This is a genomic window from Streptomyces sp. Ru72 (assembly GCF_002920635.1).
Lineage (GTDB): Bacteria > Actinomycetota > Actinomycetes > Streptomycetales > Streptomycetaceae > Streptomyces.
The window spans coordinates 18,781-45,192 of the sequence record NZ_PQSR01000005.1 but is presented as its reverse complement, the minus strand read 5'-3'; the positions used below and the strand labels follow the sequence as shown (position 1 = coordinate 45,192).

Annotated in this window: 22 protein-coding genes; 13 read left to right on the top strand and 9 right to left on the bottom strand. The window is 69.9% G+C overall.

Annotated elements, in window-relative coordinates; genetic code table 11:
- Positions 1 to 219: 219 nt before the first annotated feature.
- From C3488_RS03900 to C3488_RS03870, 7 genes are all read left to right on the top strand, one after another.
- Positions 220 to 1,020 (top strand): DJ-1/PfpI family protein, encoded by an 801-nt coding sequence (locus C3488_RS03900; RefSeq protein WP_181138865.1) that lies wholly within the window; start codon positions 220 to 222, stop codon positions 1,018 to 1,020.
- 25 nt (positions 1,021 to 1,045) lie between these two features.
- Complete coding sequence (locus C3488_RS03895) at positions 1,046 to 2,179, top strand: ferritin-like domain-containing protein (protein WP_103837866.1); 1,134 nt, start codon at positions 1,046 to 1,048, stop codon at positions 2,177 to 2,179.
- A gap of 61 nt (positions 2,180 to 2,240) precedes the next feature.
- Positions 2,241 to 3,608: an MFS transporter gene (locus C3488_RS03890; RefSeq protein WP_103837865.1), complete on the top strand. Its 1,368-nt coding sequence runs from the start codon at positions 2,241 to 2,243 to the stop codon at positions 3,606 to 3,608.
- Positions 3,609 to 3,703: 95 nt separating this feature from the next.
- Positions 3,704 to 4,486, top strand: coding sequence for an antibiotic biosynthesis monooxygenase (locus C3488_RS03885; protein WP_103837864.1), 783 nt, complete (start codon positions 3,704 to 3,706; stop codon positions 4,484 to 4,486).
- Positions 4,487 to 4,497: 11 nt separating this feature from the next.
- A complete protein-coding gene (locus C3488_RS41305) occupies positions 4,498 to 4,956 on the top strand; it encodes a VOC family protein (protein ID WP_258053280.1) in 459 nt (152 codons plus the stop codon).
- Positions 4,953 to 5,660, top strand: a complete 708-nt coding sequence (locus C3488_RS03875; RefSeq protein WP_258053279.1) for an SDR family oxidoreductase — start codon at positions 4,953 to 4,955, stop codon at positions 5,658 to 5,660. The genes C3488_RS41305 and C3488_RS03875 overlap by 4 nt, the downstream gene beginning before the upstream one ends.
- A 402-nt stretch (positions 5,661 to 6,062) precedes the next feature.
- Positions 6,063 to 7,265: a mannosyltransferase family protein gene (locus C3488_RS03870; RefSeq protein ID WP_107528741.1), complete on the top strand. Its 1,203-nt coding sequence runs from the start codon at positions 6,063 to 6,065 to the stop codon at positions 7,263 to 7,265.
- Between the two features lie 43 nt (positions 7,266 to 7,308).
- On the opposite strand, the gene C3488_RS03865 is transcribed toward C3488_RS03870, so the two are convergent.
- A complete protein-coding gene (locus tag C3488_RS03865; RefSeq protein WP_103837862.1) occupies positions 7,309 to 7,833 on the bottom strand; it encodes a YbjN domain-containing protein in 525 nt (174 codons plus the stop codon).
- Between the two features lie 147 nt (positions 7,834 to 7,980).
- On the opposite strand from C3488_RS03865, the gene C3488_RS03860 reads away from it, so the two are divergent.
- Positions 7,981 to 8,436 carry a hypothetical protein gene (locus C3488_RS03860; protein WP_146067827.1) on the top strand — a complete coding sequence of 152 codons (456 nt, stop codon included), beginning with the start codon at positions 7,981 to 7,983 and terminating at the stop codon, positions 8,434 to 8,436.
- 19 nt (positions 8,437 to 8,455) lie between these two features.
- Here C3488_RS03860 and clpB read toward each other — a convergent pair whose 3' ends face one another.
- On the bottom strand, positions 8,456 to 11,053 hold the full coding sequence (gene clpB / locus C3488_RS03855) for an ATP-dependent chaperone ClpB (protein WP_103837860.1): 2,598 nt from the start codon (positions 11,051 to 11,053) through the stop codon (positions 8,456 to 8,458).
- A gap of 133 nt (positions 11,054 to 11,186) precedes the next feature.
- On the opposite strand from clpB, the gene C3488_RS03850 reads away from it, so the two are divergent.
- Positions 11,187 to 11,600 (top strand): pyridoxamine 5'-phosphate oxidase family protein, encoded by a 414-nt coding sequence (locus C3488_RS03850; RefSeq protein WP_103837859.1) that lies wholly within the window; start codon positions 11,187 to 11,189, stop codon positions 11,598 to 11,600.
- A 160-nt stretch (positions 11,601 to 11,760) separates the two neighbouring features.
- Here the strand turns inward: C3488_RS03850 and C3488_RS03845 are convergent, their stop codons facing one another.
- Positions 11,761 to 12,096 carry a hypothetical protein gene (locus tag C3488_RS03845; protein ID WP_103837858.1) on the bottom strand — a complete coding sequence of 112 codons (336 nt, stop codon included), beginning with the start codon at positions 12,094 to 12,096 and terminating at the stop codon, positions 11,761 to 11,763.
- A 310-nt stretch (positions 12,097 to 12,406) separates the two neighbouring features.
- Here C3488_RS03845 and C3488_RS03835 point away from each other — a divergent pair, with 310 nt between their 5' ends.
- A complete protein-coding gene (locus tag C3488_RS03835; protein ID WP_103837856.1) occupies positions 12,407 to 13,417 on the top strand; it encodes a helix-turn-helix transcriptional regulator in 1,011 nt (336 codons plus the stop codon).
- A 12-nt stretch (positions 13,418 to 13,429) separates the two neighbouring features.
- Here the strand turns inward: C3488_RS03835 and C3488_RS03830 are convergent, their stop codons facing one another.
- Both C3488_RS03830 and C3488_RS03825 read right to left on the bottom strand, forming a co-directional pair.
- Complete coding sequence (locus C3488_RS03830) at positions 13,430 to 14,467, bottom strand: helix-turn-helix transcriptional regulator (RefSeq protein WP_103837855.1); 1,038 nt, start codon at positions 14,465 to 14,467, stop codon at positions 13,430 to 13,432.
- Between the two features lie 444 nt (positions 14,468 to 14,911).
- Entirely contained in the window at positions 14,912 to 16,018 is a 1,107-nt protein-coding gene (locus C3488_RS03825; RefSeq protein WP_103837854.1) for a sugar ABC transporter substrate-binding protein, read from the bottom strand.
- Positions 16,019 to 16,466: 448 nt separating this feature from the next.
- Here C3488_RS03825 and C3488_RS03820 point away from each other — a divergent pair, with 448 nt between their 5' ends.
- Positions 16,467 to 18,896, top strand: coding sequence for a PA14 domain-containing protein (locus tag C3488_RS03820; RefSeq protein WP_103837853.1), 2,430 nt, complete (start codon positions 16,467 to 16,469; stop codon positions 18,894 to 18,896).
- 187 nt (positions 18,897 to 19,083) lie between these two features.
- Positions 19,084 to 19,395 carry a hypothetical protein gene (locus C3488_RS03815; protein ID WP_103837852.1) on the top strand — a complete coding sequence of 104 codons (312 nt, stop codon included), beginning with the start codon at positions 19,084 to 19,086 and terminating at the stop codon, positions 19,393 to 19,395.
- Positions 19,396 to 19,441: 46 nt separating this feature from the next.
- On the opposite strand, the gene C3488_RS03810 is transcribed toward C3488_RS03815, so the two are convergent.
- From C3488_RS03810 to dnaK, 4 genes are read right to left on the bottom strand one after another with little or no spacing between them, the layout of a single operon-like run.
- Complete coding sequence (locus C3488_RS03810) at positions 19,442 to 19,894, bottom strand: heat shock protein transcriptional repressor HspR (protein ID WP_103837851.1); 453 nt, start codon at positions 19,892 to 19,894, stop codon at positions 19,442 to 19,444.
- A 4-nt stretch (positions 19,895 to 19,898) separates the two neighbouring features.
- Positions 19,899 to 21,065: a molecular chaperone DnaJ gene (gene dnaJ, locus C3488_RS03805; protein ID WP_103837850.1), complete on the bottom strand. Its 1,167-nt coding sequence runs from the start codon at positions 21,063 to 21,065 to the stop codon at positions 19,899 to 19,901.
- 39 nt (positions 21,066 to 21,104) lie between these two features.
- The gene (gene grpE / locus C3488_RS03800) at positions 21,105 to 21,764 is read right to left on the bottom strand and encodes a nucleotide exchange factor GrpE (RefSeq protein WP_103837849.1); all 660 of its coding nucleotides are present in this window, start codon (positions 21,762 to 21,764) and stop codon (positions 21,105 to 21,107) included.
- Positions 21,761 to 23,608, bottom strand: a complete 1,848-nt coding sequence (gene dnaK, locus C3488_RS03795; protein WP_103837848.1) for a molecular chaperone DnaK — start codon at positions 23,606 to 23,608, stop codon at positions 21,761 to 21,763. The genes grpE and dnaK overlap by 4 nt, the downstream gene beginning before the upstream one ends.
- A gap of 529 nt (positions 23,609 to 24,137) precedes the next feature.
- On the opposite strand from dnaK, the gene C3488_RS03790 reads away from it, so the two are divergent.
- A complete protein-coding gene (locus C3488_RS03790; RefSeq protein ID WP_103837847.1) occupies positions 24,138 to 26,411 on the top strand; it encodes a (Fe-S)-binding protein in 2,274 nt (757 codons plus the stop codon).
- The last annotated feature ends 1 nt before the right edge of the window (position 26,412 follow it).

Here is a 26,412-nt window from a genome sequence, read left to right as displayed (position 1 = left end):
CGGGAAAGGACATTAGCCGGACGGCCTGAATGGTCAAAATAGCCGGCACGGTAGTCCCCGATAACCATCCCGGGGGCCCTCACTGAAGTAATGGCCCTCCCCGGATTGCTTATTTGAAGCTGCCCCGTGCTGTTGGCACTGTTTCCTGGCGGGGCCGGGTTCAGGTCCGGTGGGGTGTCCAAGCCGGCCGCCCCGCACACACACGAATGGGGGAGCACCGTGAGTACACCCACGTCCACAACCGCCCTCGGCACCACGGCGTCCGGCGGGGCGCCGGCCCAGATCGGCTCCATCGCGGTTCTCGGCTACGAGTCATGCTCCGAGCAGGACACCATCACGCCGCTGGAGATCTTCAAGGGCGCCGCGCTGGTCACCAGCGGACAGATCGCGCCATGGGAGCGGGAGGCCGCCAACCGCGAGCTCGACGTGCGCCTGGTCTCCCTGGAGCCCGGCGTCGTCAAGATGCAGATGGGCACCAACGTCGTCGCCGACTCGGTACTGAACGACGACGACCTGTTCGACATCCTCTACGTCCCCGGCGGTGTCGGCTCCGGCGCGCTGCTGACCAACGACCGCGTGCACAAGCTCATCCGCCGCCACCACGAAGCGGGCAAGGTCATCGCCGCCAACTGCTCGGGCGTCGGCGTCATCGCCCGCTCCGGAATCGTCAACGACGAGCCCCTGACCTGTGTGGCCGCGGTGGCCCGCGGACTGCGCGGCGAGGGCTTCAACGTGCCCCTCGGCCGCCGGATGTGGATCGCCAACACCGCCTCGCGCATCTGGACGTTCACCGGCTCCTACGGCGTGAACGGTGGTGCGGTCGCCATGGTGGCGCACTACTTCGGCCGGGAGGTCGGCACCATCGTCTCGATGATGTTCGACACCATCGGCGGCATCGGGGACGCGATCTTCGAGGAGACCGGGCCGGAGTTCTATCAGCACCCCCAACTGGAGGAGTCCTTCCAGGACTTCTTCCAGCCGATGCTCTTCCCTCCGCTCGACGAGTCCGCCGAAGCCTGAGCGCCGACGCACCCGGGAGCCTCACATGCCCACACCGGTCGACCTCAGAGACCTCAGCTGGATCCGCGGCGCCCTGCAGACGGCGATCGCGCTGGAGCACTCCACCATGCCGCTGTACTGCGCCGCGATGTACTCGCTCGAGGTGCAGAACTACCCGTCGTACAACACCATCCGCAGCGTCCTGATGGAGGAGATGGTCCACATGGCCATCGCCGCCAACATGGTCGCCGCACTCGGCGGAAGCCCCGCGATCAAGGGCCTCAAACCGGCCTATCCCGGCAACGGCGGCCTGCCCGGCGGGGTCGCACCCGACCTGAGGCCGCGGCTGGCGAAACTGTCGGGCGCCGCGCTGGAGTCGTTCATGCGGCTGGAAGCACCGCTCTTCGTGCTCAACGCCCGGCAGCGCGATGCCTCCTATCCCACGATCGGCGCGTTCTACGACGCCGTCCGCGACGCGATCAAGCGCAACGCGGCGGCCGTCGAGCGGGCCGTACGCCTGGGCGGGCCGGCCAACCAGGTCGGCGGAAACCTCGGCTATCTCACGTTCGACAGGGACGACCCGGACCCTGTCGCCTCGTTCCTGCACGCGCTGGACATCATCACCGAGCAGGGCGAAGGCGGCGGCGAGGGCACCGTGGAGACGGCCGCCGAGACCTTCCAGAAGGAGGGCTCCCACTACGCCCGGTTCGCCGAACTGCGCTACGGCCGGCGCTACCAGCCCCTGGACGCGGTGCCCTTCTCCCGGGAGACGGAGCGTGAGTTCTTCACCGGCGAGGAGATCGTCTGGCCGGTGGTCATCAACACCCTCGCGGTTCCCGCGGACGGCTACGAGGCGGTGCTGGCCCTCGATCCGCGCGGGCCCGAGGTGCGCAAGGAACTCGAATCGTTCGACGACGCCTACACGCAGATGATGCTCGCGCTGGACACCACCTGGAACGGCCCGGTGGAGACCTGGTGGCCCTCCCTCGGGGCCGCGGTCACCCAGATGGACCAGATGCGGGTGCGTTCCTGCTTCACGATCATGCGCAACGAAATTCCCCCGGCGGTCGTCGCGCGCCTGGAGGAGCTCTATCCCAGGGAATTCCGGTCCCTGGAGCGTTACACCAACCTGGCCCGGCCGGTCTTCTACGGGCCCCGCTTCCTCAACAACGCGGCCTGACCGGCGAAGGAGCGCTTCGCCCTTCTCAGCCGCCCGTAACCCCTTCGAACAGGAATTCCTCATGACATTCGCCAGCGACAGGGTGACCGCGCCCTCCCGCCAGGCAACGCCGTCGCGGCGGAGCCTGTTCGCGGGGGTCGCCGCGGGCAACTTCCTCGTCCTTCTCGACACCTCCATCCTCAACGTCGCGCTGCCCGACGTACGCTCCGACCTCCATGCGAGCCAGGCGGCCCTGCCCTGGGCCGTCGACGCCTACACGATCGTCTTCGCCGGCCTGCTCCTCGCCTCCGGCGCGGTGGCCGACCGGTTCGGCGCCCGCAGCGTCTACCGGGGCGCCGTGCTGGCCTTCGGCGCCCTGTCCCTCCTCTGTGCGGCCTCGCCCGACGCCGCGTTCCTGATAGGCGGGCGGGCACTGCTGGGCGTCGCCGCTGCCGGAATGGTCCCGGCGTCACTGGCACTGCTCGCCGGGCTGTACCCGGATGCGGCAGAGCGGGCCAAGGCCATCGGCACCTGGGCGGCGGTCACCTCCACCGGTCTCATCGCGGGCCCCGTCCTCGGCGGCGCACTCGTCGAACTGGGCGGCTGGCGGCTGGTGTTCCTGGTGAACCCCGTCATCGTGGCCGTCACACTGCTCACGTCCCGCGGACTGCCCGGTGGGCGCCCGGACTCCGTGCGCGAGGTGGACCGGGCCGGAATCGCGCTGTCGGTCCTGGCGCTGGCCTCCCTCACGTTCGGCCTGATCGACGCCGGGACCGAGGGCTGGGGGCGTCCGCTGCCGCTGCTGGCCCTGGCACTCGCGGCCGCGGCGTTCGCCGCCCTGTTCGTCGTCGAGCGCAGGGCCACCGCGCCGATCCTGCCGCCGGCCCTGGTCGGACTGGCCCGGGTGCGGGCGGACATCGTGGCCGGTGCCGTGGCGTCGTTCATCTTCTACGGGGTGCTGTACGCGCTGACCCAGTGGATGGTCGAGGAGCGGGGCCTGTCGGCGTTCGAGACGGGTACGGCGTTCCTGCCCATGACGCTGCCGATGTGCTTCATGCCGTTGCTGACCGGTCGCCTCGTCGCCCGGATCGGGGCGCGTCGGGTGATTCTGGTCGGGCTCGCCCTGGACACGGCGGCCGGCGGAGCCCTCGCGTTCGCCTCGAACGACACGCCGCTCGCCGTGGTCATCACGGCCCAGATCGCCCTCTCCCTCGGTTCCACACTCGCCATCCCGGCGGCCACCGCGGACATGGCCATCGCCGCTCCCAAGGAACTCGCGGCCACCGGCCAGGGAGCGTTCAACGCCGGTCGGCAGGCGGGCAGCGCGCTGGGAGTCGCCGCACTGGCACCGCTGGCCACTCTGTCCTCCTCCGGCACCGTCCTGGCCGCGAGCGGGCTGCTCGCCCTGCTGCTGGTGGCCGTGGTGCGTCCCGCGCCCGCGGCGGTCTGACCGGGCAGGAGCCCCACACACCGGCGCACGCCGGATGCCCGCCCCACGTCCCCTCCCCCTTCCTTCCTCGGACGTCTCACTGACAGGAGTAACTCGTGACGATCACCGCGACCGCACGGCAGTTGGTCAAGCCGGGCACCGAGGCCCGTCTCGACGCCCTGATGGCGGAGCTCGAACGCAACATCCGTGCCCATGAACCCGGCTGCCTCCGCTTCGACTACGTCATCTCCGCGGACCGGCCGGGAGAACGCCTGGTCATCGAGGAGTACGCCGACGAGGCCGCCCTCGAAGCGCACAAGCACACTCCGTACCTGGCGGAGTTCATCCCCCGACTCCTTCAGTGCCTGCTCGAACCGCCGATCCTGGAGACGTTCCGGCCCGCCGCGGACAAGGCGCCGCTGCCGGAGTCGTGCTTCCACGTCGGCGTCGTCGTACCGGACCTGGCCGAGGCCGTCGAGCTGTACTCGCAGTGGTTCGGCATCGAGTTCACCGAGCCGGCCACCTTCGAGATCCCGTATCTCGAACAGGGCGGCCAGGGCGGCCCGGGCCGGATGACGGCCGCCTTCTCTCGTACCGCGTATCCGCAGTACGAACTCATCCAGGCGGACGGGGACGGCATCACCTCCCTCGAACATGCCGGAAGGGTCCTGTACTACGGGGTGTGGGAGAACGACATGGAGGGGCGGCTGAAGAAACTGGAAGCCGCCGACATCAGCGTCGACGCCTACTTCCGGCCGGGACCCGGCGAGACGCCGTTCGCCCTGATCACCGGCCCCGACCTGCAGGGCGTGCGGATCGAGTACGTGGACACGGCGGACCGGCCGGCCATGGACGAGTGGGTGAACACGGGCCGCTACCCGGGGCTTTCGGGCCGCTAGGGGGCTGACGGATGGCGTTCTACCACGTGGGTTTCGCCGTTCCCGACCTGCCGGCGGCGATGCGCGAGCTGCGTGCCGCCGCCGGCGTGACGTGGGCGGAACCGCGCCCGGGACGGATCGGTGACTGGGACTTTCGCATCGTCTTCAGCCGTCCCGGGCCGCCGTTCGTCGAGCTGGTCGAAGGCGGCCCCGGCAGCCCCTGGGACGCCTCGGCGGGACCGCGCTTCCATCACCTGGGGTACTGGAGCGACGACATCGGCGCCGGTGTGCGACGGCTGGAGAAGCGGGGGTTTCCGGCCGAGTTCTCCGGATGTCCCTTCGGCCGGCCCTACGCGTACCACCATCTCAAGAGCATCGGGGCGAACATCGAACTCGTCGACGCCGTCCTCCAGCCGGAATTCCTGGCTGCCTGGCAGCCGGGCGGCGAGCCGATGGACGCCCTGCACGAACGAGCACTGGAGGAACAGTGAGTGCCAGCCCCACGCCCGTCACGCTGATCACCGGAGGATCGACCGGCATCGGCGCCGAGACCGTACGGCGGCTGCTCAAGGCCGGTCACCGGGTCACCGCGACCGGGCGCGACGCGGACAGACTCAGGGCGGTCGCCCGGGCCCTCGGCGACCCGGAGGAGCTGCTGCTCCTGCCCGGCGACGCCGCCGACGCGGGCGCGGTCGAGGAGGCGGTGCGGGCCACGGTGCAGCGCTTCGGGCGCCTTGACAACGTCATCGCCAACGCCGGTCACTCCACCCACGACTCAGTGGCGGACGGCGATCCGGAGCTGATGCGTTCGATGCTCCTCACCAACGTCCTGGGGCCGACGCTGCTGATCCGCGCATCGCTCGAGGAGCTGAGGAAGTCCCGTGGCCGGATCGTGCTGGTCGGCTCGGTCGCCGGTCTGAAGTACAGTCCCGGGAACTTCTACTCGGTCACCAAGTGGGCCGTGCACGCCCTCGCCGAGAACACCCGCATGCTCGTCACCGAGTCGGGTGTCGGGGTGAGCCTGATCGCCCCCGGCAAAGTCGACACGCCGTTCTGGGACACACGCGGCGGCACTCCGCCCGGCCCGGCGCTCAGCGCGGAGAACATCGCCGACGGCATCATGTGGGTGCTCGGCCAGCCGGCCGGCGTCGACGTGAACACCGTCACGATCCGGCCGACCGGGCAGGCCAACTAGGGAGCCTCGGAGATCACGTCTCCCTGAAGCCGGCCCGGAGCGACAGCCCGCCGGTGCCGCCGCCCATCGCGGTGTGAACGCCGCTACCGGCGGGACGTCGGCTCACGGACGGCGTCGTACTCGAGTTGCCGATGTGGCATCTGTTGCGCGACCGCGCGCCGCGCGCCGTCGGCACCCGCCCGCACCGCTGCGAACGCGGGCGCCCCACTGCCCGCACCGGGCGCCCCGCTCCGAGCATCGGCGCCCGGCGTCCCTTCCCGTGTCTCTCCTGTCTCCCCTCTCCCGTCTCCGGCCACCGGTCTCCCGTCCCCCGTCCACCAGGCGGCGTGTCAGGCGTGGGAATTCGTCGGCGCGCGGACGCACAAGGTCGCAAATCGGACATGATCGACGCATGGTTCCGGTGTGACCCACGCCAGTACCGTCCCGGCCCCGGCCGTCGAGCGCCCGGGCCACCACGACCCTGTCCGTCCTTCCGGCGGCAGGCGGCGGCCGGCCGCCACGGCCCTCACCGCCCTCGGGCTGTTCCTCGCCGTCCGGCTGTCCGGCGTGCTCGTGCTCGCCGTCGTCGCCCGGGCGGCGGGCAAGAACCCGCTGCTCCTGCTCGGGCGCTCCTGGGACTCCGTCTGGTACCTGCGGATCGCCGCCCACGGCTACGGGTTCACCCAGCACACCCGCACCGGCGTCCACAGCGACCTGGCGTTCTTCCCGCTGTACCCGGGCGCGGTCCACGCCGTCACCACGATCGCCCCGCTCGGCGGCGGCGCGGCGGGACTACTGGTGTCGTGGACGGCGGCCGCGGTCGCCGCCTGCGGCATCCACCGGATCGGCCTGCGGCTGTACGGCCCCGAGGTGGCCGTCGTCCTGGTCCTGCTGTGGGGACTGCTGCCGCACTCCGTCGTGCTGTCGATGGCCTACACGGAACCCGTCATGACCGCGTTCGCCGCCTGGTCGCTGTACGCCGTCCTGACCCGCCGCTGGGTGTGGGCGGGCGCACTGGCGGCACTGGCGGGCCTCGCCCGGCCCAACGGCGTCGCGGTGGCCGCGGCGGTCCTCGCGGCGGCCGGCCTGGAGGTGTGGCGGCAGCGCGGGCGCGGAGTTTCCCACAGGCTGTGGACGGGCGCGGCGCTCGCACCGCTCGGCTGGAGCGGCTACGTGGTGTGGGTGGGCCGCCGCCGGGGAGACCCGCTCGGCGGCTACTTCACCGTGCAACGACTGTGGGGCTCGCGTTTCGACTTCGGGCGGGGCGCCCTGCACTTCACCGAGCACATGCTGCTGCACGGCACCCGGCTGCTGTTCCCGACGGCGCTCGTGATCGTCGGCGTGAGCACCGTGCTGTTCGCCCTGCTGGTCGTGGACCGGGCCCCGCTGCCACTCGTCGTCCACAGCGGCGTGCTGCTGCTGATCGCGCTCGGCGGCTCCGGGTTCTTCGAGTCCAAGCCGCGTTTTCTGCTGCCGGCGTTCCCGCTGCTGATCGTGGTGGCGCGGGCGCTGGTGCGAACAGCGCGAGCCCGGCCGTGGCACGCCGCGGTGGTGGCGGGCGCGCTGGCCGGGCTCTCGTTCGTCTATGGGGCCTATCTGGTGGTGCTGGCCCGATCTCCCCTCTAGTGCGGGCGGGCTGCCGCGGCACTGGACGGGTATGGCGGGGAACCTACTCCCCGTCGTCCTCGGGCTTCTCCGCGTCGTCGACCTCTTCCGCGAGGCCGAGCTGCTCCACGAGCCACCGGTCGAACTCGATGGCGGCCCGCACCCAGCTCACGGTCGAGGAGACGAAGTGCTCCAGGCTCACGCCCGTGCCGATCAGCATCTGCGCCTCGCCGATGAGGCGGACGGTGCCGTCGTCGTGGGTGTGGCTGTAGACCTTGGGCCACAGCGTGCGCCGGTTCCAGTCGTCGATGGACTCCAGCAGCTGGGGCTTCTCGTCGATCTTGTGGGGCCGGTCGTAGAACGTCCGCACCGAGAAGACCTGCTGATCGCCCTCGCCGCGGAACATGAAGTACGTACGGAACTGCTCCCACGGCGCGACGAGGTCACCCTCTTCGTCGACGAGGTGCTTGAGCTCCATCTGGTCCAGGAGCTGCTTCACGAGGTCCTGATCCGGAACCACGGGGCCCGCCGGCGGCTGCGGCTCGGGCTGGCCCCCGAAATTCGGAATCGAGGACGGGTCGATGCTCACCGTGTTCTTCCCTTCGTACGGATTCCGCCATCCTCCCTCATGCGGGGAGGGGGGTGGCAACCCCGGACGGGTCGTGTCCGCCGGTGGCTGACATGATCTGGCCGGTCTTCCACCGTCGGGCGGGGGCCTGCGGCCGGGGGGTGCGCATTGCGCTGGATCATGTGGGGACGCCGGATCATGTGGGGCCTTTGGTGGTTGTGCACGGCGTTCGTCGTCGTGTGCCTGGTGGGATTCGGCTGGGCCGTGTACTCGTTCGCGACCGACGACGACCCGTTCCACACCATCGACAAGGTCGGCTGCTCCGAGGCCGTGAAGTTCGCGGGCGCCTCGCTGCCCGACCGTATGAGCGACGAGGACTGCACCTCCTACAGCTGGCAGGACCAGGAATACGACGGCAGCTGGCGTATGCCGCGGGCCGACGTCGTGGGCTGGCTGGAGAAGTCGTATCCGGGGCGGACGCCGACGACGCGGTGCCTCGAGGGAGACGACCTGTGCCTCGACGCCGGCTCCGGCCTGCCGCAGGGTGTCGAGGAGGTCCGGGTGTCCGTGGTGTACGAGAGCGGGGACACCGCTCTCGTACACCTGGAGGCCTACTCTGCCTGACGCCCGGCCGGAGTCCCGGTCAGAGCGTCTTGCCCGTCGCCGGCCCCACCAGCAGGCCCTCGCCGAACCGGTCCACCCGGACCGTGTCGCCGTCCTTGACCTCGCCCGCCAGGATCTCCTTGGCGAGGCGGTCGCCGATGGCGCTCTGGACCAGGCGGCGCAGCGGGCGGGCGCCGTAGGCCGGGTCCAGGCCCTCCTCGGCGAGCCAGGCCAGGGCCTCGGGGGTGACCTCCAGGTTCAGGCGCCGCTCGTGCAGCCGCTTGGCCAGGCGTTCGATCTGGAGCTGCGCGATCCGCTCCAGCTCGGGCTTGGTCAGCGCCGAGAAGACCACCAGGTCGTCGAGCCGGTTGAGGAACTCCGGCTTGAAGGAGGAGCGGACCACCTCCAGGACCTGCTCCTTCTTCTCCGCCTCGCTCGTGAGCGGGTCGACCAGGAACTGGCTGCCCAGGTTCGAGGTCAGCACCAGGATGGTGTTGCGGAAGTCGACCGTACGGCCCTGACCGTCGGTCAGGCGGCCGTCGTCCAGCACCTGGAGCAGGATGTCGAAGACCTCGGGGTGCGCCTTCTCCACCTCGTCGAGCAGGATGACGCTGTACGGGCGGCGGCGCACCGCCTCCGTCAGCTGGCCGCCCTCCTCGTAGCCGACGTATCCAGGCGGGGCGCCGACCAGCCGGGCGACGCTGTGCTTCTCGCCGTACTCGGACATGTCGATGCGGACCATGGCCCGCTCGTCGTCGAAGAGGAAGTCCGCGAGCGCCTTGGCCAGTTCCGTCTTGCCGACGCCCGTCGGGCCCAGGAAGAGGAACGAGCCCGTCGGGCGGTCGGGGTCCGCGATGCCCGCACGGCTGCGGCGTACGGCGTCGGAGACGGCCCGCACGGCCTCGCTCTGGCCGATGAGCCGCTTGCCGATCTCCTCCTCCATGCGCAGCAGCTTCTGCGTCTCGCCCTCCAGCAGGCGCCCGGCGGGGATACCGGTCCAGGAGGCGACGACGTCCGCGATGTCGTCGGAGCCGACCTCCTCCTTGACCATGGTGTTCTTCGTGGCCTCCTCCTCGGCCTGCGAGGCGGCCTCCAGTTCCTTCTCCACCCCCGGGATCTCGCCGTACAGCAGCTTGGACGCGGTGTCGAAGTCACCGTCGCGCTGGGCGCGCTCGGCCTGGCCGCGCAGGTCGTCGAGCCTCTCCTTCAGCTCGCCCACGCGGTTGAGGGACTGCTTCTCCTTCTCCCAGCGAGCGGTCAGGCCCCGCAGCTCCTCCTCCTTGTCGGCCAGGTCGCGGCGCAGCTTCTCCAGGCGCTCACGGGAGGCCGCGTCGGTCTCCTTGTCGAGGGCGAGCTCCTCCATGCGCAGCCGGTCCACGGCACGCTGCAGCTCGTCGATCTCGACCGGGGACGAGTCGATCTCCATGCGCAGCCGGGAGGCAGCCTCGTCGACCAGGTCGATCGCCTTGTCGGGCAGGAAGCGGGAGGTGATGTAGCGATCCGAGAGCGCGGCGGCGGCCACGAGGGCGCTGTCCGCGATCTGCACCTTGTGGTGGGCCTCGTAGCGGCCCTTGAGGCCGCGCAGGATGGCGACGGTGTCCTCGACGGTCGGCTCGCCCACGAACACCTGCTGGAAGCGGCGCTCCAGCGCGGCGTCCTTCTCGATGCGCTCGCGGTACTCGTCGAGCGTGGTCGCGCCGATCATGCGCAGCTCGCCGCGGGCCAGCATCGGCTTGAGCATGTTGCCTGCGTCCATGGAGGAGTCGCCGCCGGCGCCCGCGCCGACGACGGTGTGCAGCTCGTCGATGAAGGTGATGATCTGGCCGTCGCTGTCCTTGATCTCGGAGAGCACGGCCTTCAGCCGCTCCTCGAACTCACCGCGGTACTTCGCGCCCGCGACCATGGCGCCCAGGTCGAGTGCGACGAGGCGCTTGTTCCTGAGCGACTCGGGCACGTCGCCCTTCACGATCCGCTGGGCGAGCCCCTCCACGACGGCGGTCTTGCCGACGCCGGGCTCACCGATGAGGACCGGGTTGTTCTTGGTGCGGCGGGACAGCACCTGCACGACGCGGCGGATCTCCTGGTCCCGGCCGATGACCGGGTCCAGCTTGCCGTCGCGCGCGGCGGCGGTGAAGTCGGTGCCGAACTTCTCGAGGGCCTTGTACTGGCCCTCCGGGTCCGGGGTCGTCACCCGGCGTCCTCCCCTTGTCTTCTGGAACGCGTCCAGCAGCTTCTTGGCGTCCGCTCCCTGCCGGGACAGGACGTCGCCGGCGGCGCCGCCCTTCGAGGCGATGCCGATGAGCAGGTGCTCGGTGGACAGGTACTCGTCGCCGAGGTCCTTGGCGCGCTTGTCCGCGTCCGCGATCACGGCGAGCATGTCGCGGTTGGGCTGGGGCGGCGCGACGGTCGACCCGGTCACACGGGGCAGCCCGGCCAGCAGGCGCTCGGCGCCGGAGCGCACGGAGGCCTGGTCGGCGTCCACCGCGACGAGCAGATCGATGATGTTCTCGTTGTCCTGCCCCTCGAGCAGCGCGAGGAGCAGGTGGGCGGGGGTGAGGTCCGGGTGGCCCTCCGACACGGCCCGTTGGGTGGCCGCGTTGATCGCGTCCCGGCTCCTGTTGGTCAGCTCGGCGTCCACGTGTCCGTTCTCCTCCTGCGGGTCAGCCGCGCTCAGCTGTTGCCTTCCACTGTGACTACGTCAACGTACACAAAGTTGAGTCTATTCCACTCAAGGCGTCGCACGGGAGAGGGAACGGCTAGGTTCCGGTTCCATGGCCACGTACTCCCAAGACCCCGGCGCACCCGATGCCGGGTACCTCAGGTTCTGGCAGGAAAGACACCTGTGCACGCTGACGACCCTGCGCCCGGACGGCAGCCCGCACGTCGTACCGGTCGGAGTGACGTACGACCCCGACGCGCGGCTGGCCCGGGTGATCACCAACAAGGCGAGCGCGAAGGTGGGACATGTGACGGCGGCGGGGCCCGAGGGAGCGCCGGTCGCGGTCTGCCAGGTGGACGGGCGGCGGTGGGCCACGCTGGAGGGGCGCGCGCACGTCTCGGCGGACCCCGGGCGGGTCGCGGAGGCGGAGCGGCGCTACGCCGAGCGCTACGGCAGAGTGCCGGCACCGAACCCGTCACGGGTGGTGATCGAGATCGCGCTCTCCCGGGCGCTGGGACGCGGCTGACCGCCGGGCCCGCCGACCCTGCTGATTTCGGCCACCGTCGGATCCGGGCGATGTCCGCAGATGTCCGCCGGAAACTGCAGCGGCGTCACCGTGTTCAGGTCACGGTGACGCCGCTGCGGGGGGAAGCACCTGAGCGATTTGTTACGACGGGGGAATCGCGTCAGGCACTGCGGGGGGTGGCTGAGATGGTCCTCACTTCCGGGCTGTCCGCCTCGGACAGCCGGTGGTCACGCTGGTCCAGGTTCACAAAGATCATTCCGTACCGGATGGCGCACCGCACGGGCTGCGGCGCTCCGCGAGGCCGCCGCAGCAACCTGTACGCCCGCACGTCCTCGTCCTCGTCGCGGGCGACGACGACGGGCTCCCCGAACACGGTCACCATCAACGAGTCACCGCTGTGGGGGATGGCGGTGGCCAGGTCGATGAAGTGCCAGCCCGAGCGGTAGGCGGTGGCCATTTCCCGACGGAAGGACCGGTCGTCGGGCGGCGTGCTCATGAAGTCGTCCTCGGCGCGGCGAGAGGCGCGCTCGCCCCCCAACCGGTGTCCGCCGGCGTCGCGACGGCCCCCGTCGGCTCACTGGCACCCCAGCCGGTGTCCAGCTTGGCGACGCCGACCGCCTGCGCCGTCCCCGCCCCGGCACCGAAGACCACGGCCGCAGAGAAGGCAACGGCAAGCGCCGATCGAAGCATTCTCTTGTACATAGTCGGCTTCGTCCTCACTCAACGAGTTTTCTTCCCCCGTGCCACCAAGACGATGGCTCATTCAGGCACGTCAATGCCACAGGGTCGATGCATCATGTTCCTGCATGTTCAGGACCCTGGGGGGTGGAGATTTGCCTAATAACTATCCGAAAGGGACACATCCACACGCGATAACCGATCTCTGCGAGGAGGGGACACAGCTTTATGCAAGCGCGTTGAGCACCGGCCGTATCGCCCGGTCGGAGATCAAGGACGCCCCCTGCCTCCTCGAGTTCGCTCTGCTGCACCCGGATCCTGACGACGAGAACTGGTTGCGGCCGGTTCCGCCCTCCGTCGCGCTCGCCCAACGGCTGCATCCGCTGGAGCGGGAGATCCTGGATCGTCGGCGAATGTCCATCGAACTGACCGAATCCTTCGAGCCGTTCATGGCGCTCAGCGCCCTGGCCCCCGCCCCCACCCATGCCATCACCGTGCTCGAGGGCTCCGACCGGATCAACGCGGCGCTCAACCTCGCCACGGCCGAATGCCGTCACGAGGTCCTGACCGTCCAGCCGGGCGGCGGACGCAGCGAGCACATCCTGAGGCAGGCCCTCGAGCGGGACCGGCCCCTGATGGAGCGCGGCGTGAGCATGCGCACGCTCTACCAGCACACCGTGCGCCACAGCCTGGGAACCATGGCGTACGTGGACGTCATGTCACGCGGCAAGGTCGAGATCCGCACCCTGGAGGAACTCATAGGGCGGCTCATCATCTGCGACGAGACCGTCGCCTTCGTCCCGGCGCACGACGACCAGCAAGTGGCCCTGGAACTCCGCCATCCCGGCCTCGTCAAGTATCTGATCAAGGTCTTCGAGCACCTCTGGCGCCGCGCCACCCCCCTGCGCGAGGAGGTGCCCTACGAACCCGCCCGCGACGGCATCACCGGCGTTCAGCGCTCCATCGCCAAGCTCCTGGTGGAGGGTCACGTCGACGAGGCCATCGCCCGCCGGCTGGGGATGAACGTCCGCACCTGCCGGGCGCACATCGCCAAGCTGGCCCAGGCCCTGGGCAGCGGCAGCCGCGCCCAACTCGGCTACCTCATTGCCCGGTCGGGCATCCTGAAGGAGGAGCACTGAGGCGCGAGGGCCCTACACCTCGGTGGGGGATTCCGGAGCACCCCGAGCGGTGACCGGCAGCAACTCGGGCGCGTGCGGCGGACCGTCCAGGCCCGCCTGGGCGATCCTCACCCCGAGCTGCGTACGGCTCGCCGCGCCCAGGGTCTCGGACAGCCGGGCGATGTGCGCGCGGCAGGTGCGGACGCTGATGCCCAGCCGTTCCGCGACCACCGCGTCCTGGTGGCCCTCGGCGAGCAGCGCCGCGATGGAGCGCTCCCGGTGGGTGATGCCGTCGATGCCCGTCTCGGGCAGCGGCGAGGTGAGCGGGATCGCCAGACGCCACAGGCGTTCGAAGACGGTCACCAGGTACTCGATGATGGCCGGATGGCGCAGCTCCAGCGCGATCGTGCGGTCCGCGTTCGCGGGGATGAAGGCGACGGTGCGGTCGAAGAGGATCAGCCGCTCGGGCACCTCGTCCAGGGTGCGGGCCTCGGCCGCGTCGCCCATCAGCTCCATGTAGGTGTGCAGTCCCTGGCCGTGCCGGGCGACATGCGTGTACAGGTCGCGCATGCGCACACCCCGCCGGCGCAGCTCCAGCGCCCGCGGCAGGCCCTCGGCCAGCTCGTCCTCGCGGCGGATGCCGCCCGGCTGCACGGTCAGCACCTCGCTCGTGCACTGTTCCGTCGCCTCGTCCATGGCGGCGCGGATCCGCGTCAGCCCGTCCAGCACACGGATCGCCACGCCCTCCTGGGGGCCCTGCTCACGGCCGCCCAGCCCGGCGTACCACTCGACGGCGGCCACCGCCGTGCCGACCCGCGCCCGACTCGCGGAGACCTCCTCGTGCACACCGCGCAGCAGCCGGGTCATGACCTCCTGCGGGGCGGTGGGCACCAGCCAGTCCATGTCGTCCGGGTCGGGGTGCAGCAGCGCCAGCTCCAGCAGGCACGGCACCTTCGCCGCGTCGGAGCGGGGCACCCGGCCGCGACGCACGGCCCGGGAGTACACGCGGGTCCCGGCCTCGCAGAGCCGGTCAGCGCCGTGCGGATGCGCGTCCGTCCCGTGCCCGGCCATCTTCCACCCCTGGCTTACGACTCCTGGCTCCCGCGTCCACGCGACGCGACCCGCCGGCGACTCCCTCACGCACGCGGACGCGCGCCGTCCGCGCCGCGCCCCGCACGCCTTCGCAGCGCAACTATGCGCGGACCCGCCCGCCACCGCAACACGGCTCCCCCGCCACAACGCCCGCTCTTGCCCCGGAACATGGCGGTTTCGCCCCACCTCCGGAACTTCCGCTGCACCAAGCTGACGGGGCCGCCGGCGGAAGCCCCGATCCGCGAAGCCTGCGACCCGCGCCCTTAGGGGGCGCGGGTCGCAGGGGGACAATCCGAATACGGGCCGACACACCGGCCGCCGGGTGACCCGAAGGCGCGCCAGGCCTGTGCTGTGCGCACAGTGCCGCCTCAGCCGCTGCCGCGGCAGGCGACGCGAGGGGTGTCGACGAGCCTTTCGGGGCTCTCAGCGCAGGCCGATCGCGGAGCAGTCCGCCTTGTACTTCGCGGTGCAGATGTCCTTGACGGTGTAGATGCCGTCCTGGATCACCGTGTCCTTGATGTTGTCCTTCGTGAGGGCGACCACCGGCACGAGCATCGACGGGATGTCCTTCTCCGTCGGGCTGTCGACATGGTCACGGGTCAGTGCGTCGAACTCGATCGAGCGGCCCTGGACCTTGGCCACGGCCATCTCCGCGGCGTTGTTGGCCTCGTCCGGGTACGACTTGTACACGCTCATGTACTGCTCGCCCGACACGATCCGCTGCACCGCGTCCAGCGCGGCGTCCTGCCCGGTCACCGGCGGCACCTTGCTGACACCCGCCTCCTTCAGCGCGTCGATGACGGCGCCGGCCATGCCGTCGTTCGCGGAGTAGACCGCGGCGATGTTGCTCAGCCCGACGGCCCGGATCGCCTCGGTCATGTTCGCCTTGGCGTTCTCCGGCTTCCAGTCCTTGGTGTCGAAGGACTTGACGATGTTGACCTTGCCCTGGAGCTCGCTGAGCGCGCCCGCCTTGAACTGCGCCGCGTTCGGGTCGGTGGGCGAGCCGTTCATCATGACGATCTTGCTGCTCGCGGCCTTGGCGCCGAGTGCGTCCATGAGGGCGCGGCCCTGCACCTGGCCGACCAGTTCGTTGTCGAAGGAGATGTACGCGTCGATGGGGCCCTGGGCGAGCCGGTCGTAGGCGATGACCGGGATGCCCGCGTCCTTGGCCTTCTGCACGCCCGGCGCGATGGCCTTGGCGTCGACCGCGTCCACCAGCAGCACGTCCACCTTGTCGGCGATCATCTGGTCGAGCTGCTTGTTCTGCGTGGCCGCGTCGGCGTCGGCGTTGGCGTACAGGACCTTGCCCTTGTCGTCGGTGAGGGAGGCGACCTGCTTCTTGATGATGGGGTAGTCGAACCTGTCGTACCGCGGGTTCTCCTTCTCGGGCAGAAGGAGACCGACCGTGATGTCGTTGCCCTTCTTCGGGGTCGCGGAGCTGCTGCTGCCGCCGACTCCGTCGATGACGCCGCACGCGGCGAGCGAGACGGCCGACGCCGAGGCGGCCAGGGCTATGGCGGTACGACGCACAGCGGTCCTACGGGTGGTACGAACGTTCACATCAGGTGCCTTCCGGGCGAGGGAGCAGCGTTGCGACCCAGGTGGCTGAAAGCCAACGCGGGGACGGTGGGCAGCGTCAAGAACTACCGGTTAACGAGATGGCAACAGGATCACTGTGCGAGTCAAGTGAAAACCAAGAGAACGTCGTGTGGGGGCTGTTCCCCCACCCTGGCCTGATGCCGACTCAGCCCGTCACCTGGCGCGAGCGGTGGCTGACGTTCGGTCAACTCTGTTGCTGTTCCCACTCCTTGCTCGAGGCCCCGTGAAACGTGATCTCTGTCATGCGCCGACGGGCATGCGTCGGCCGCCCAGCCTCCAAAGGGTCAGCGGAAAGTAAAGATCCTGTACAACCCCTTGCCTGCCTCGCGTGTCGTGATCACGAACGCCTTGCCGCGCCCCGATCCGATCAGAGGACCGAATGAACCCAGCCAGACGACGCACGACCGCCGCCGCGGCCACCGCCGTCGTGCTCGCCACCGCGGGCGGCCTGCTCACCGCCCTCACCACGCCCGCCTCCGCCGCCACCACCTGCACCTCGCCGGTGTTCAAGCGGCAGCTCTTCGCGAACACCAGCCTCTCGGGCACCCCGAAGAAGACCGACTGTGACAGCACGGTCAACGAGAACTGGGGCACGGGCGCCCCCGCTTCGGGCCTGCCCAGGGACAACTTCTCCGTCCGCTGGACCCTCATCCGCGACTTCGGCTCCGGCGGCCCCTTCACCTTCACCGCCGCCACCCAGGACGGCATCCGCGTCTACCTCGACGGCACCCGCAAGGTGGACGTCTGGAAGAACGTCTCGACCACCCAGAAGAAGACCGTCAACGTCACCATCCCGTCCGGCAGGCACACCCTGCGGGTGGACTACGTCAACTGGACCGGGACGGCGAACGTCTCGTTCTCCTACACGCCCCGCACCTCGGCCACCGTCGACAAGGTCAGGCCCCTCACCCCCACCGGCACTTCGGTCTCCTACGACCAGACCACCGGCAAGGCGAAGGTGGCCTGGGCGAAGAACAACGAGATGGACCTCGCGGGCTACCGCGTCTACCGCCGCCTCAAGGGTGCCTCTTTCGGCAGCACCCCGCTCGTCACGACCACCGCCACGTCGTACACCGACTCGACGCTCCCGGTGAACGGCGCGACCTATTACTACGAGGTCCGCGCCTACGACAAGGCGGGCAACGAGTCCGCAGGCACCGCCGACCAGGCCGTCACCACGATCGACAAGACACCGCCGGCCGCCCCGTTCGTCGAGCTGGACGGCTGCTGGACCGACGACACGGTCGCCGGTCTGGAACTCGTCACGACGCCCCAGAACCTGGCCGACATCGCCCTGTACGAGGCCCAGCGCCAGGACCCCGCCACCGGTGCGTGGACGACCGTGTACACCGGCACCAAGGCCACGTTCTGCGACCCGGGGCGGTCCGCGGACGGCACCAGGGCGACCTATCGGGGGCGGGCGCGCGACGCGGCCGGCAACTGGTCGGCGTACTCCGCCGCCACGACGGTCACCCTCGGCGACCGCGTCCCGCCCGCGGCCCCGGTCGGCGCGCACGTCCAGTACCGCTCCGGCGTCCCGCACCTGGTGTGGACGGCCGACGCGGACGCGGCCAGGTACGAGGTGCTGCAGTACGACCCTGCGACCGGCGGCTGGCTCAAGGCCTTCGGCGACAGCGCCACCACCACGCAGACCGACGTGGTGCCGCGGCAGCAGGTCGCCCTCGCCGACGAGTACCGGTACGCGGTGCGCGCGACGGACACCGCGGGCAACACCTCGGCACCCGCCGAGATCACGCTGAAGATGGCGGAGCGGCCGGAGGCGATCGCGCCGTACCGACTGGGCGCGACCCTCCACTGGGGCGGCTTCATAGAGCTGGACTGGCGCAGCAGCGACCCGTGGACCCTCGACCTCGCCCACTCGACCACGTACGAGATCGTCCGCACGGACACCGTGACCGGTGAGAGCACGGTCATCGACCGGTGCTCGCCGAGCGACGGGGACGGCCCCCTGGAGCCGCCCACGACCCAGACGTCGAATCCGTGGGAGGGCGTCGACCCCGCGTACGCCGTCTGGGGCAACTACGCCGTCGAAGCCATGTGCCGTGATGCCTCGGGCGCCTCCGAGACGACGTACGAGTACCGGATCGTGGCGATCGACCCGTACGGGCACCGCTCCCAGCCCAGCGAGCCCATCACCGCCACCACGCCGGACACACGGTTCCCGGCTGCGGTCAACGACCTGAAGGCGGAGGTCGTCCCGCTCGGCGTCCGCCTCACCTGGACTCCACCGGCCGACGACGACGTCGAGGGCTACTCCGTGTGGCAGGGCACGACCGACCCGGACACCGGCAGGACGGTGTGGAGCAGGAACTGCTGGACCGGCGCTTCCCTGCCCGAGACCGAGATCCTCTGCCCCACGCTGCCCGACGGCCGTGAGCACGTCTACCGGGTGACCGCCGGGGGCGGCGAGTACATGGACATCACTCCCGACTCCGGAAACCCCACCGACATCACCGTCACCCTGCCCGACACCCGGCCGCCGGGGTGGACCGGAACCACCATCACCGAGGGCCAGTACCCGGAGATCTACGCCCGCTGTGGCGTGACGATCTACGACATGCCGTGCGGCGACTGGACCGACTACCGCTACGAGCGCTGGGACCCCGCCTCCGGCACCTGGACCACGCTCGCCTCGGGCAAGGTCGACGCCCCCAAGTCCTATATGGACCACACCGTGTACGTGGACCGGCTCGGCCTCTACTTCTACCGGGCGGTCTACAGCGACGCGGCGGGCAACGAGGAAGTGGTGCGGCAGGAGGCGTACGGGATCTGGGACTCCTGGCTCTGAGACACCGCTCCGCAACACCGGGCGTCCGGACGGACGCCCGGTTCCCCGAACCGTCAGGAACGCCGAGACCGCCACCACCTCGTACACGTACACCACGCTCGCGGACGGCGAGAAGCGGTGCTTCTTCGTCGACGCCGTCGACGACGACTGGAACTCCCACTACGAGTGGACCCGTTCGCCGGAGATCGTGACCGCGGCCGAGGCCGACATGACGCCGAGCGTGGCGACGCCCGAGGGCTCCCCGGTCCGGCTGACGGCGGATTCCTCCGAGGCGGGCGTCGAGCTGACCTGGTCACCGGTGACCGACGCCACCGGCTACCAGGTCTACCGCTGGAACCCGGACACCAAGGCGTACGAGAAGCTGGCGGCCGTGACAGGGACCTCGTACGAGGACACCGGCGCCGCCAAGGGCACCACCCACTTCTACTGGGTGACCGCCGGCTACGCGGACGGCACCGAGTCCGCGCCCGGCGGCGCCTGGGTGGCCCTGGCGCCCTGAGCACACAGAGGGGCCCGGAGGAGTCTCCGGGCCCCTTGCGTACGGGTCAGTCCGTCTGCTGCTGCCGCTTCGGGCGCCACACCACCAGCGCGCTGGTCTGCTGGACCTCCTGATACGGCACCAGGTCACGGCGGTAGGACGCGTGGACGGCCGCCTCCCGCTGGCGCATCGCCGCCGCCGCACCGTCGAGGGCGTCCTGGAGCTCCGCGACGCGGGCCTGGAGCGCGGCGACCTGGTTCTCCAGTTCGATGATGCGCTTGATACCGGCCAGGTTGATGCCCTCGTCCTGCGACAACTGCTGCACCTGGCGGAGCAGTTCGATGTCTCGGGCCGAGTAGCGCCGGCCCCGCCCCGCGGTGCGGTCCGGGGACACGAGTCCCAGGCGGTCGTACTGCCGCAGCGTCTGCGGGTGCAGTCCGGAGAGCTGGGCCGCCACCGAGATGACGTAGACCGGGGTGTCCTCGGTCAGCTCATACGGGTTGCGTCGACGGCCGTCCATCTGGTCATGCTCCCTTCGCGGCCTGGAACAGCTCCGCCCGCGGGTCCTCGCCCGCGGTTGCCTCGCGATACGCCTCCAGCGCGTCACGAGCCTTCCCCGACACGTCCTTCGGGACACTCACCTCGACGGTGACCAGCAGGTCCCCGCGGGTGCCGTCCTTACGGACCGCGCCCTTTCCACGGGCGCGCATCGTACGCCCGTTCGGCGTGCCGGGGGGCAGCTTCAGCGTCACCGGGGGCCCGCCGAGGGTGGGCACCCGGACGTCGGCGCCGAGCGCCGCCTCCGCGAACGTCACCGGGACGGTGACCGTCAGGTTGTCGCCCTTGCGACCGAAGACGGGGTGCGGATTGACGTGCACGACCACGTACAGGTCACCGGCCGGGCCGCCCCGCTCGCCGGGCGCGCCCTTGCCGCGCAGCCGGATGCGCTGCCCGTCGGACACGCCCGCCGGGATGCGCACCTGCATCGTCCGGGACGACTTGGCCCGGCCGCTGCCCTTGCAGACCTCGCACGGGTGCTCCGCGATCAGCCCGCGGCCCTTGCAGTCCGGGCACGGGTCGGTCAGCGAGAAGCCGCCGCCCGAGCCGCGCGCCACCTGTCCGGTGCCGACACAGGTCGGGCACACGCGTGGCGTGCCGTTCTTGTCGCCGGTGCCCGAACAGGCCTTGCACGGTGACTGCGAGGACATGCGCAGCGGCACGGTCGCCCCGTCCACCGCCTCCATGAAGCTCAGCGTGACCTCGGACTCGATGTCCTGGCCGCGCCTGGGCTGCGTACGCGTGCCCGCGCCGCCGCCACGGTTGAACAGGCCCCCGAAGACGTCACCGAGACCACCGCCGAAGCCGCCCCCGGCGCCGCCCTGGCCGCCGAAGAGGTCGCCCAGGTCGAAGTTGAACGAGCCGCCCGCCCCGGGGCCGGGACGGAAGCCGCCGTTGCCGAACAGGGCGCGGGCCTCGTCGTACTCCTTGCGCTTCTTGGGGTCGCCGAGGACGTCGTTCGCCTCGGAGATCTCCTTGAAACGTTCCTCCGCCTTGGCGTTGCCCTTGTTGGCGTCCGGGTGGAACTCGCGGGCGAGCTTCCGGTACGCCTTCTTGATCTCGGCCTCGGTGGCGTCCTTGGGGACGCCGAGGACCTTGTAGTAGTCCTTCTCGATGAAGTCCTTGGTGCTCATCCCCGACGTCCCTCCTTCCCTACGCGTTCGTGGTGTACGTCAGCCCTCGTCCGGGCCACCGTTCTCCTTGTCGTCGCCCGCCTCGCCGGTCTCCTCGGCCTTGACCGTCTGCGCCCCCGGCTGCGGCTCGGCGACGGCCACCCGCGCGGGGCGGATGGTGCGCTCGCCGAAGCGATACCCGGGCTGCAGAATCGCCACGCACGTCGTCTCGGTGACGTCCGGCGCGTAGCTGTGCATCAGGGCCTCGTGGATGGTCGGGTCGAAGGGCTCGCCCTCCTTGCCGAACTGCTGCAGACCCATCTTCGCCGCGACGGTCTCCAGCGACTCGGCGACGGACTTGAAACCGCCCACCAGTTCGCCGTGTTCCCGCGCGCGGCCGATGTCGTCGAGCACGGGCAGGAGCTCGGTCAGGAGGTTCGCGATGGCGATCTCCTTGACCGCGATCCGGTCGCGCTCGACGCGGCGGCGGTAGTTCTGGTACTCGGCCTGGAGGCGCTGGAGGTCCGCCGTGCGCTCGCCGAGCGCCTTGCGCACCTGGTCCAGCTGGGCCACCAGACCGGCGTTGTCGTCGCTTGCGTCCCCCGCCGGGGCCGCCGCCTCCTCCGAGGAGGGGGAGGCGGCCTGCGGCTCGGCGTCATCAGGGGTGGCGCCGGAGGGGACGTCGGGCTTCTCCTCGAAGCCCGGGGTCTCCTCCGTCACGCGGCACCGTCCTTCCGCTCGTCGTCGACGATCTCGGCGTCCACCACGTCGTCGTCGGCCTTGGCCTCACCGGCACCGGCCGAGGCACCGCCGGCGGCGGCCTGCGCGGCCTGGGCGTCGGCGTACATGGCCTGGCCGAGCTTCTGCGAGACAGCCGCGACCTTCTCGGTGGCGGAGCGGATCTCGGCCGTGTCCTCGCCCTTGAGCTTCTCCTTCAGCTCGGCGACGGCGGACTCGACCTCGGTCTTGATCTCGCCCGGGACCTTGTCCTCGTTGTCCTTGAGGAACTTCTCGGTCTGGTAGACGAGCTGCTCGCCCTGGTTGCGGGTCTCGGCGGCCTCGCGGCGCTTGTGGTCCTCCTCCGCGTAGCGCTCGGCCTCCTCGCGCATGCGGTCGACCTCTTCCTTCGGGAGCGAGGAGCCGCCGGTGACGGTCATCTTCTGCTCCTTGCCGGTGCCGAGGTCCTTCGCCGTGACGTGCATGATGCCGTTGGCGTCGATGTCGAAGGAGACCTCGATCTGCGGGACGCCACGCGGCGCCGGCGGCAGACCGGTCAGCTCGAACATGCCGAGCTTCTTGTTGTACGCCGCGATCTCGCGCTCGCCCTGGTAGACCTGGATCTGCACGGACGGCTGGTTGTCCTCGGCCGTGGTGAAGATCTCGGACCGCTTGGTCGGGATCGTGGTGTTGCGCTCGATCAGCTTGGTCATGATGCCGCCCTTGGTCTCGATGCCGAGGGACAGCGGGGTGACGTCGAGGAGCAGGACGTCCTTGACCTCACCCTTGAGGACACCGGCCTGGAGCGAGGCGCCGATGGCGACTACCTCGTCCGGGTTCACACCCTTGTTGGCCTCCTTGCCGCCGGTCAGCTCCTTGACGAGCTCGGCGACGGCCGGCATACGGGTGGAGCCACCGACGAGCACGACGTGGTCGATCTCGTTGATGGAGATGCCGGCGTCCTTGATGACGTTGTGGAACGGCGTCTTGCACCGCTCCAGCAGGTCGGCCGTCAGCTGCTGGAACTGAGCCCGGGTGAGCTTCTCGTCCAGGTGCAGCGGGCCCTCGGCGGACGCGGTGATGTAGGGCAGGTTGATCGAGGTCTCGGTCGAGGAGGACAGCTCGATCTTGGCCTTCTCGGCGGCCTCACGGAGGCGCTGGAGGGCCATCTTGTCCTTGGACAGGTCCACGCCGTGACCGGACTGGAACTGCTTGACCAGGTAGTCGACGACGCGCTGGTCCCAGTCGTCACCACCGAGGTGGTTGTCACCGTTGGTGGCCTTCACCTCGACGACGCCGTCGCCGATCTCCAGGAGGGACACATCGAAGGTGCCGCCACCGAGGTCGAAGACGAGGATCGTCTGGTCGTCCTTGTCGAGGCCGTAGGCCAGGGCGGCGGCGGTCGGCTCGTTGACGATGCGGAGCACGTTCAGACCGGCGATCTCGCCGGCCTCCTTGGTGGCCTGGCGCTCGGAGTCGTTGAAGTACGCCGGGACGGTGATGACCGCGTCGGTCACCTTCTCACCCAGGTACGCCTCCGCGTCACGCTTCAGCTTCTGCAGGATGAAGGCGGAGATCTGCTGCGGGTTGAAGTCCTTCCCGTCCAGCTGGATCTTCCAGTCGGTGCCCATGTGGCGCTTCACGGAACGGATGGTCCGGTCCACGTTGGTGACCGCCTGGCGCTTGGCGACCTCGCCGACGAGCACCTCACCGTTCTTGGCGAAGGCGACGACGGACGGCGTGGTCCTGGCACCCTCGGCGTTGGTGATGACGGTGGGCTCGCCGCCCTCCAGAACGCTGACGACGGAGTTAGTCGTGCCCAGGTCGATGCCGACCGCACGTGCCATGGTGAATCCTCCAGCTGACTTGAGTGGAACAGGCTCAAGGATGCACGAGGGTCGGCGCGGCGTCAACAGAGCTGAGTCCGATGGACTCAACTTTCATCCGGCAGTGTTCGGCAATCGGGGAATCACCGCAGGTGAGGCTGTCTTTGGGGACGAGGGGCGGCAGTACAGTTCATGACGAGACCTGCCGCGCGGACCGCCACGGCAAAGGAGAGGGTGCGCGGCGGGCGGCGCAGCTGGGCGCACACCGACGTGTACCAAGCGGGCGGCACCGCACACCGGGCCGCGCACCGTCCCCGGAACGGACCAGTCCGGGACCAGTCCGCGGTCCCGGGCGAGGGCCGCCCGGGTGCGGGTCCCGACGGCGGCGGAAACCCACAGCGACGCAGATCACCGCTTGCGCCACTACAGTGCGGCGGCATAAGTGGGTAGTCTCAGACGGACTGCATAAGTTACCGCTTAGTAATCACCGCCTTCGGAGTACACAGGAAGTACACGGAGGAAATCCCTCGCAGGCCCGAGGAGCCCCCAAATGCAACTCGCCGCGATCATCGTGTCGCTGGTCCTGGCCGTGGTCGGCGTGGCGCTGTTCGCCCGAGCCATCGGCCAGATCTACCGCTTCGTGCGGCTCGGACAGGACGTGCCCGCCGGCACCCGCACCAACGACCCCAAGCAGCGCACCGTCACCGTGGTCAAGGAATTCCTCGGCCACACCCGCATGAACCGCTGGGGCATCGTCGGCGTCGCGCACTGGTTCGTGGCGGTGGGCTTCTTCACCCTGGTCCTGACCCTGGTCAACGCCTTCGGGCAGCTGTTCCAGGCCGACTGGGCGCTGCCGGTCATCGGGCACTGGCTGCCGTACGAGCTGTTCGTCGAGGTGGTCGGCACCATGACGGCGCTCGGCATCCTCACCCTGATCGTCATCCGCCAGCTGTCGCTGCCCACCCGGCCCGGACGCAAGTCCCGGTTCGCGGGCTCCAACTTCGGCCAGGCGTACTTCGTCGAGGCCGTGATCCTGATCATCGGCCTGGCGATCATGACACTGCGCGGCCTGGAGGGCGCCCTGGCCGGCGTCGACCACTACGAGGCCGGGTACTTCGCCTCGTACCCGCTCGTCGCCGCCTTCCACGGCCTGAGCGTCGGCACCCTGCAGAACCTGGTCTACCTGGTGGCCATGATCAAGATCGCGACGTCCTTCATCTGGATGATCACGGTCTCGCTGAAGACGGACATGGGTGTCGCCTGGCACCGCTTCCTCGCCTTCCCGAACATCTGGTTCAAGCGGGAGAGCGACGGCGGTACGGCCCTGGGCGCTCTCCAGCCGATGACGAGCGGCGGCAAGCCGATCGACTTCACCGACCCCGGCGACGACGACGTCTTCGGCGTCTCCCAGGTCGAGCAGTTCTCCTGGAAGGGCCTGCTGGACTTCTCCACCTGCACCGAGTGCGGCCGCTGCCAGTCCCAGTGCCCCGCCTGGAACACGGGCAAGCCGCTCTCCCCGAAGCTGCTGATCATGTCCCTCCGGGACCACGCGCACGCCAAGGCGCCGTACCTGCTGGCCGGCGGCGGCAAGACCATGGAGGGCGAGGAGAAGGCGTCCGAGGAGCAGCTCGCCTCGGTACCCGCGGCAGCGTTGGCCGAGGCCGAGCGCCCGCTGATCGGCACCGCCGAGGAGAACGGCGTCATCGACCCGGACGTGCTGTGGTCCTGCACCACCTGCGGCGCCTGCGTCGAGCAGTGCCCGGTGGACATCGAGCACGTCGACCACATCGTCGACATGCGCCGCTACCAGGTGATGATCGAGTCCGCGTTCCCGTCCGAGGCGGGCACGATGCTCAAGAACCTGGAGAAGAAGGGCAACCCCTGGGGCCTGGCCAAGAAGCAGCGCCTGGAGTGGACCAAGGAGGTCGACTTCGAGGTGCCGGTCGTCGGCCGGGACATCGAGGACCTCACCGAGGTCGAGTACCTGTACTGGGTCGGCTGCGCGGGCGCCCTGGAGGACCGCGCGAAGAAGACCACCAAGGCCTTCGCCGAGCTGCTGCACATCGCGGGCGTGAAGTTCGCGATCATGGGCGGCGACGAGAAGTGCACCGGTGACTCCGCCCGCCGCCTCGGCAACGAGCCCCTGTTCCAGGAGCTCGGCATGGAGAACGTGGCGGCCCTGAACATGGCGTTCGGCGAGGACGACGAGGACGAGTCGACCAAGAAGCCGAAGTCGGCGAAGAAGATCGTCGCGACCTGCCCGCACTGCCTGAACACGATCGGCAACGAGTACCCGCAGCTCGGCGGCGACTACGAGGTCATCCACCACACCCAGCTGCTCCAGCACCTCGTCGACGAGGGCAAGCTGGTCCCGGTCACCCCGGTCGAGGGCATCATCACCTACCACGACCCGTGCTACCTGGGCCGCCACAACAAGATCTACACGCCCCCGCGCGAGATCATCGGCAAGGTCCCGGGCCTGCGCAACGAGGAGATGCACCGCCACAAGGAGCGCGGCTTCTGCTGCGGCGCCGGCGGCGCCCGTATGTGGATGGAGGAGCGGATCGGCAAGCGCATCAACAACGAGCGCGTCGACGAGGCCCTGTCCCTCAACCCGGACATCGTCTCCACCGCCTGCCCGTTCTGCCTCGTCATGCTGACCGACTCGGTCAACGGCAAGAAGAACGACGGCAAGGCGAAGGAGTCCATCCAGGTCGTGGACGTCGCCCAGCTGCTCCTCGACTCCGTCAGGACGCCGGTGGACGAGCCGCCGGCCGGCCAGGCGGACGCGGAGAGCACGCCGGAGCCGGAACCGGTGAAGTAGG

Bases quoted from the DNA above. Each gene is read 5' to 3' on its own strand.
- C3488_RS03895 (WP_103837866.1), top strand. From the start codon at position 1,046: ATGCCCACACCGGTCGACCTCAGAGACCTCAGCTGGATCCGCGGCGCC.
- C3488_RS03890 (WP_103837865.1), top strand. From the start codon at position 2,241: ATGACATTCGCCAGCGACAGGGTGACCGCGCCCTCCCGCCAGGCAACG.
- C3488_RS41305 (WP_258053280.1), top strand. From the start codon at position 4,498: ATGGCGTTCTACCACGTGGGTTTCGCCGTTCCCGACCTGCCGGCGGCG.
- C3488_RS03850 (WP_103837859.1), top strand. From the start codon at position 11,187: ATGGCCACGTACTCCCAAGACCCCGGCGCACCCGATGCCGGGTACCTC.
- C3488_RS03845 (WP_103837858.1), bottom strand. From the start codon at position 12,096: ATGAGCACGCCGCCCGACGACCGGTCCTTCCGTCGGGAAATGGCCACC.
- C3488_RS03835 (WP_103837856.1), top strand. From the start codon at position 12,407: ATGTTCAGGACCCTGGGGGGTGGAGATTTGCCTAATAACTATCCGAAA.
- C3488_RS03830 (WP_103837855.1), bottom strand. From the start codon at position 14,467: ATGGCCGGGCACGGGACGGACGCGCATCCGCACGGCGCTGACCGGCTC.
- C3488_RS03820 (WP_103837853.1), top strand. From the start codon at position 16,467: ATGAACCCAGCCAGACGACGCACGACCGCCGCCGCGGCCACCGCCGTC.
- C3488_RS03810 (WP_103837851.1), bottom strand. From the start codon at position 19,894: ATGGACGGCCGTCGACGCAACCCGTATGAGCTGACCGAGGACACCCCG.
- dnaJ (WP_103837850.1), bottom strand. From the start codon at position 21,065: ATGAGCACCAAGGACTTCATCGAGAAGGACTACTACAAGGTCCTCGGC.
- dnaK (WP_103837848.1), bottom strand. From the start codon at position 23,608: ATGGCACGTGCGGTCGGCATCGACCTGGGCACGACTAACTCCGTCGTC.
- C3488_RS03790 (WP_103837847.1), top strand. From the start codon at position 24,138: ATGCAACTCGCCGCGATCATCGTGTCGCTGGTCCTGGCCGTGGTCGGC.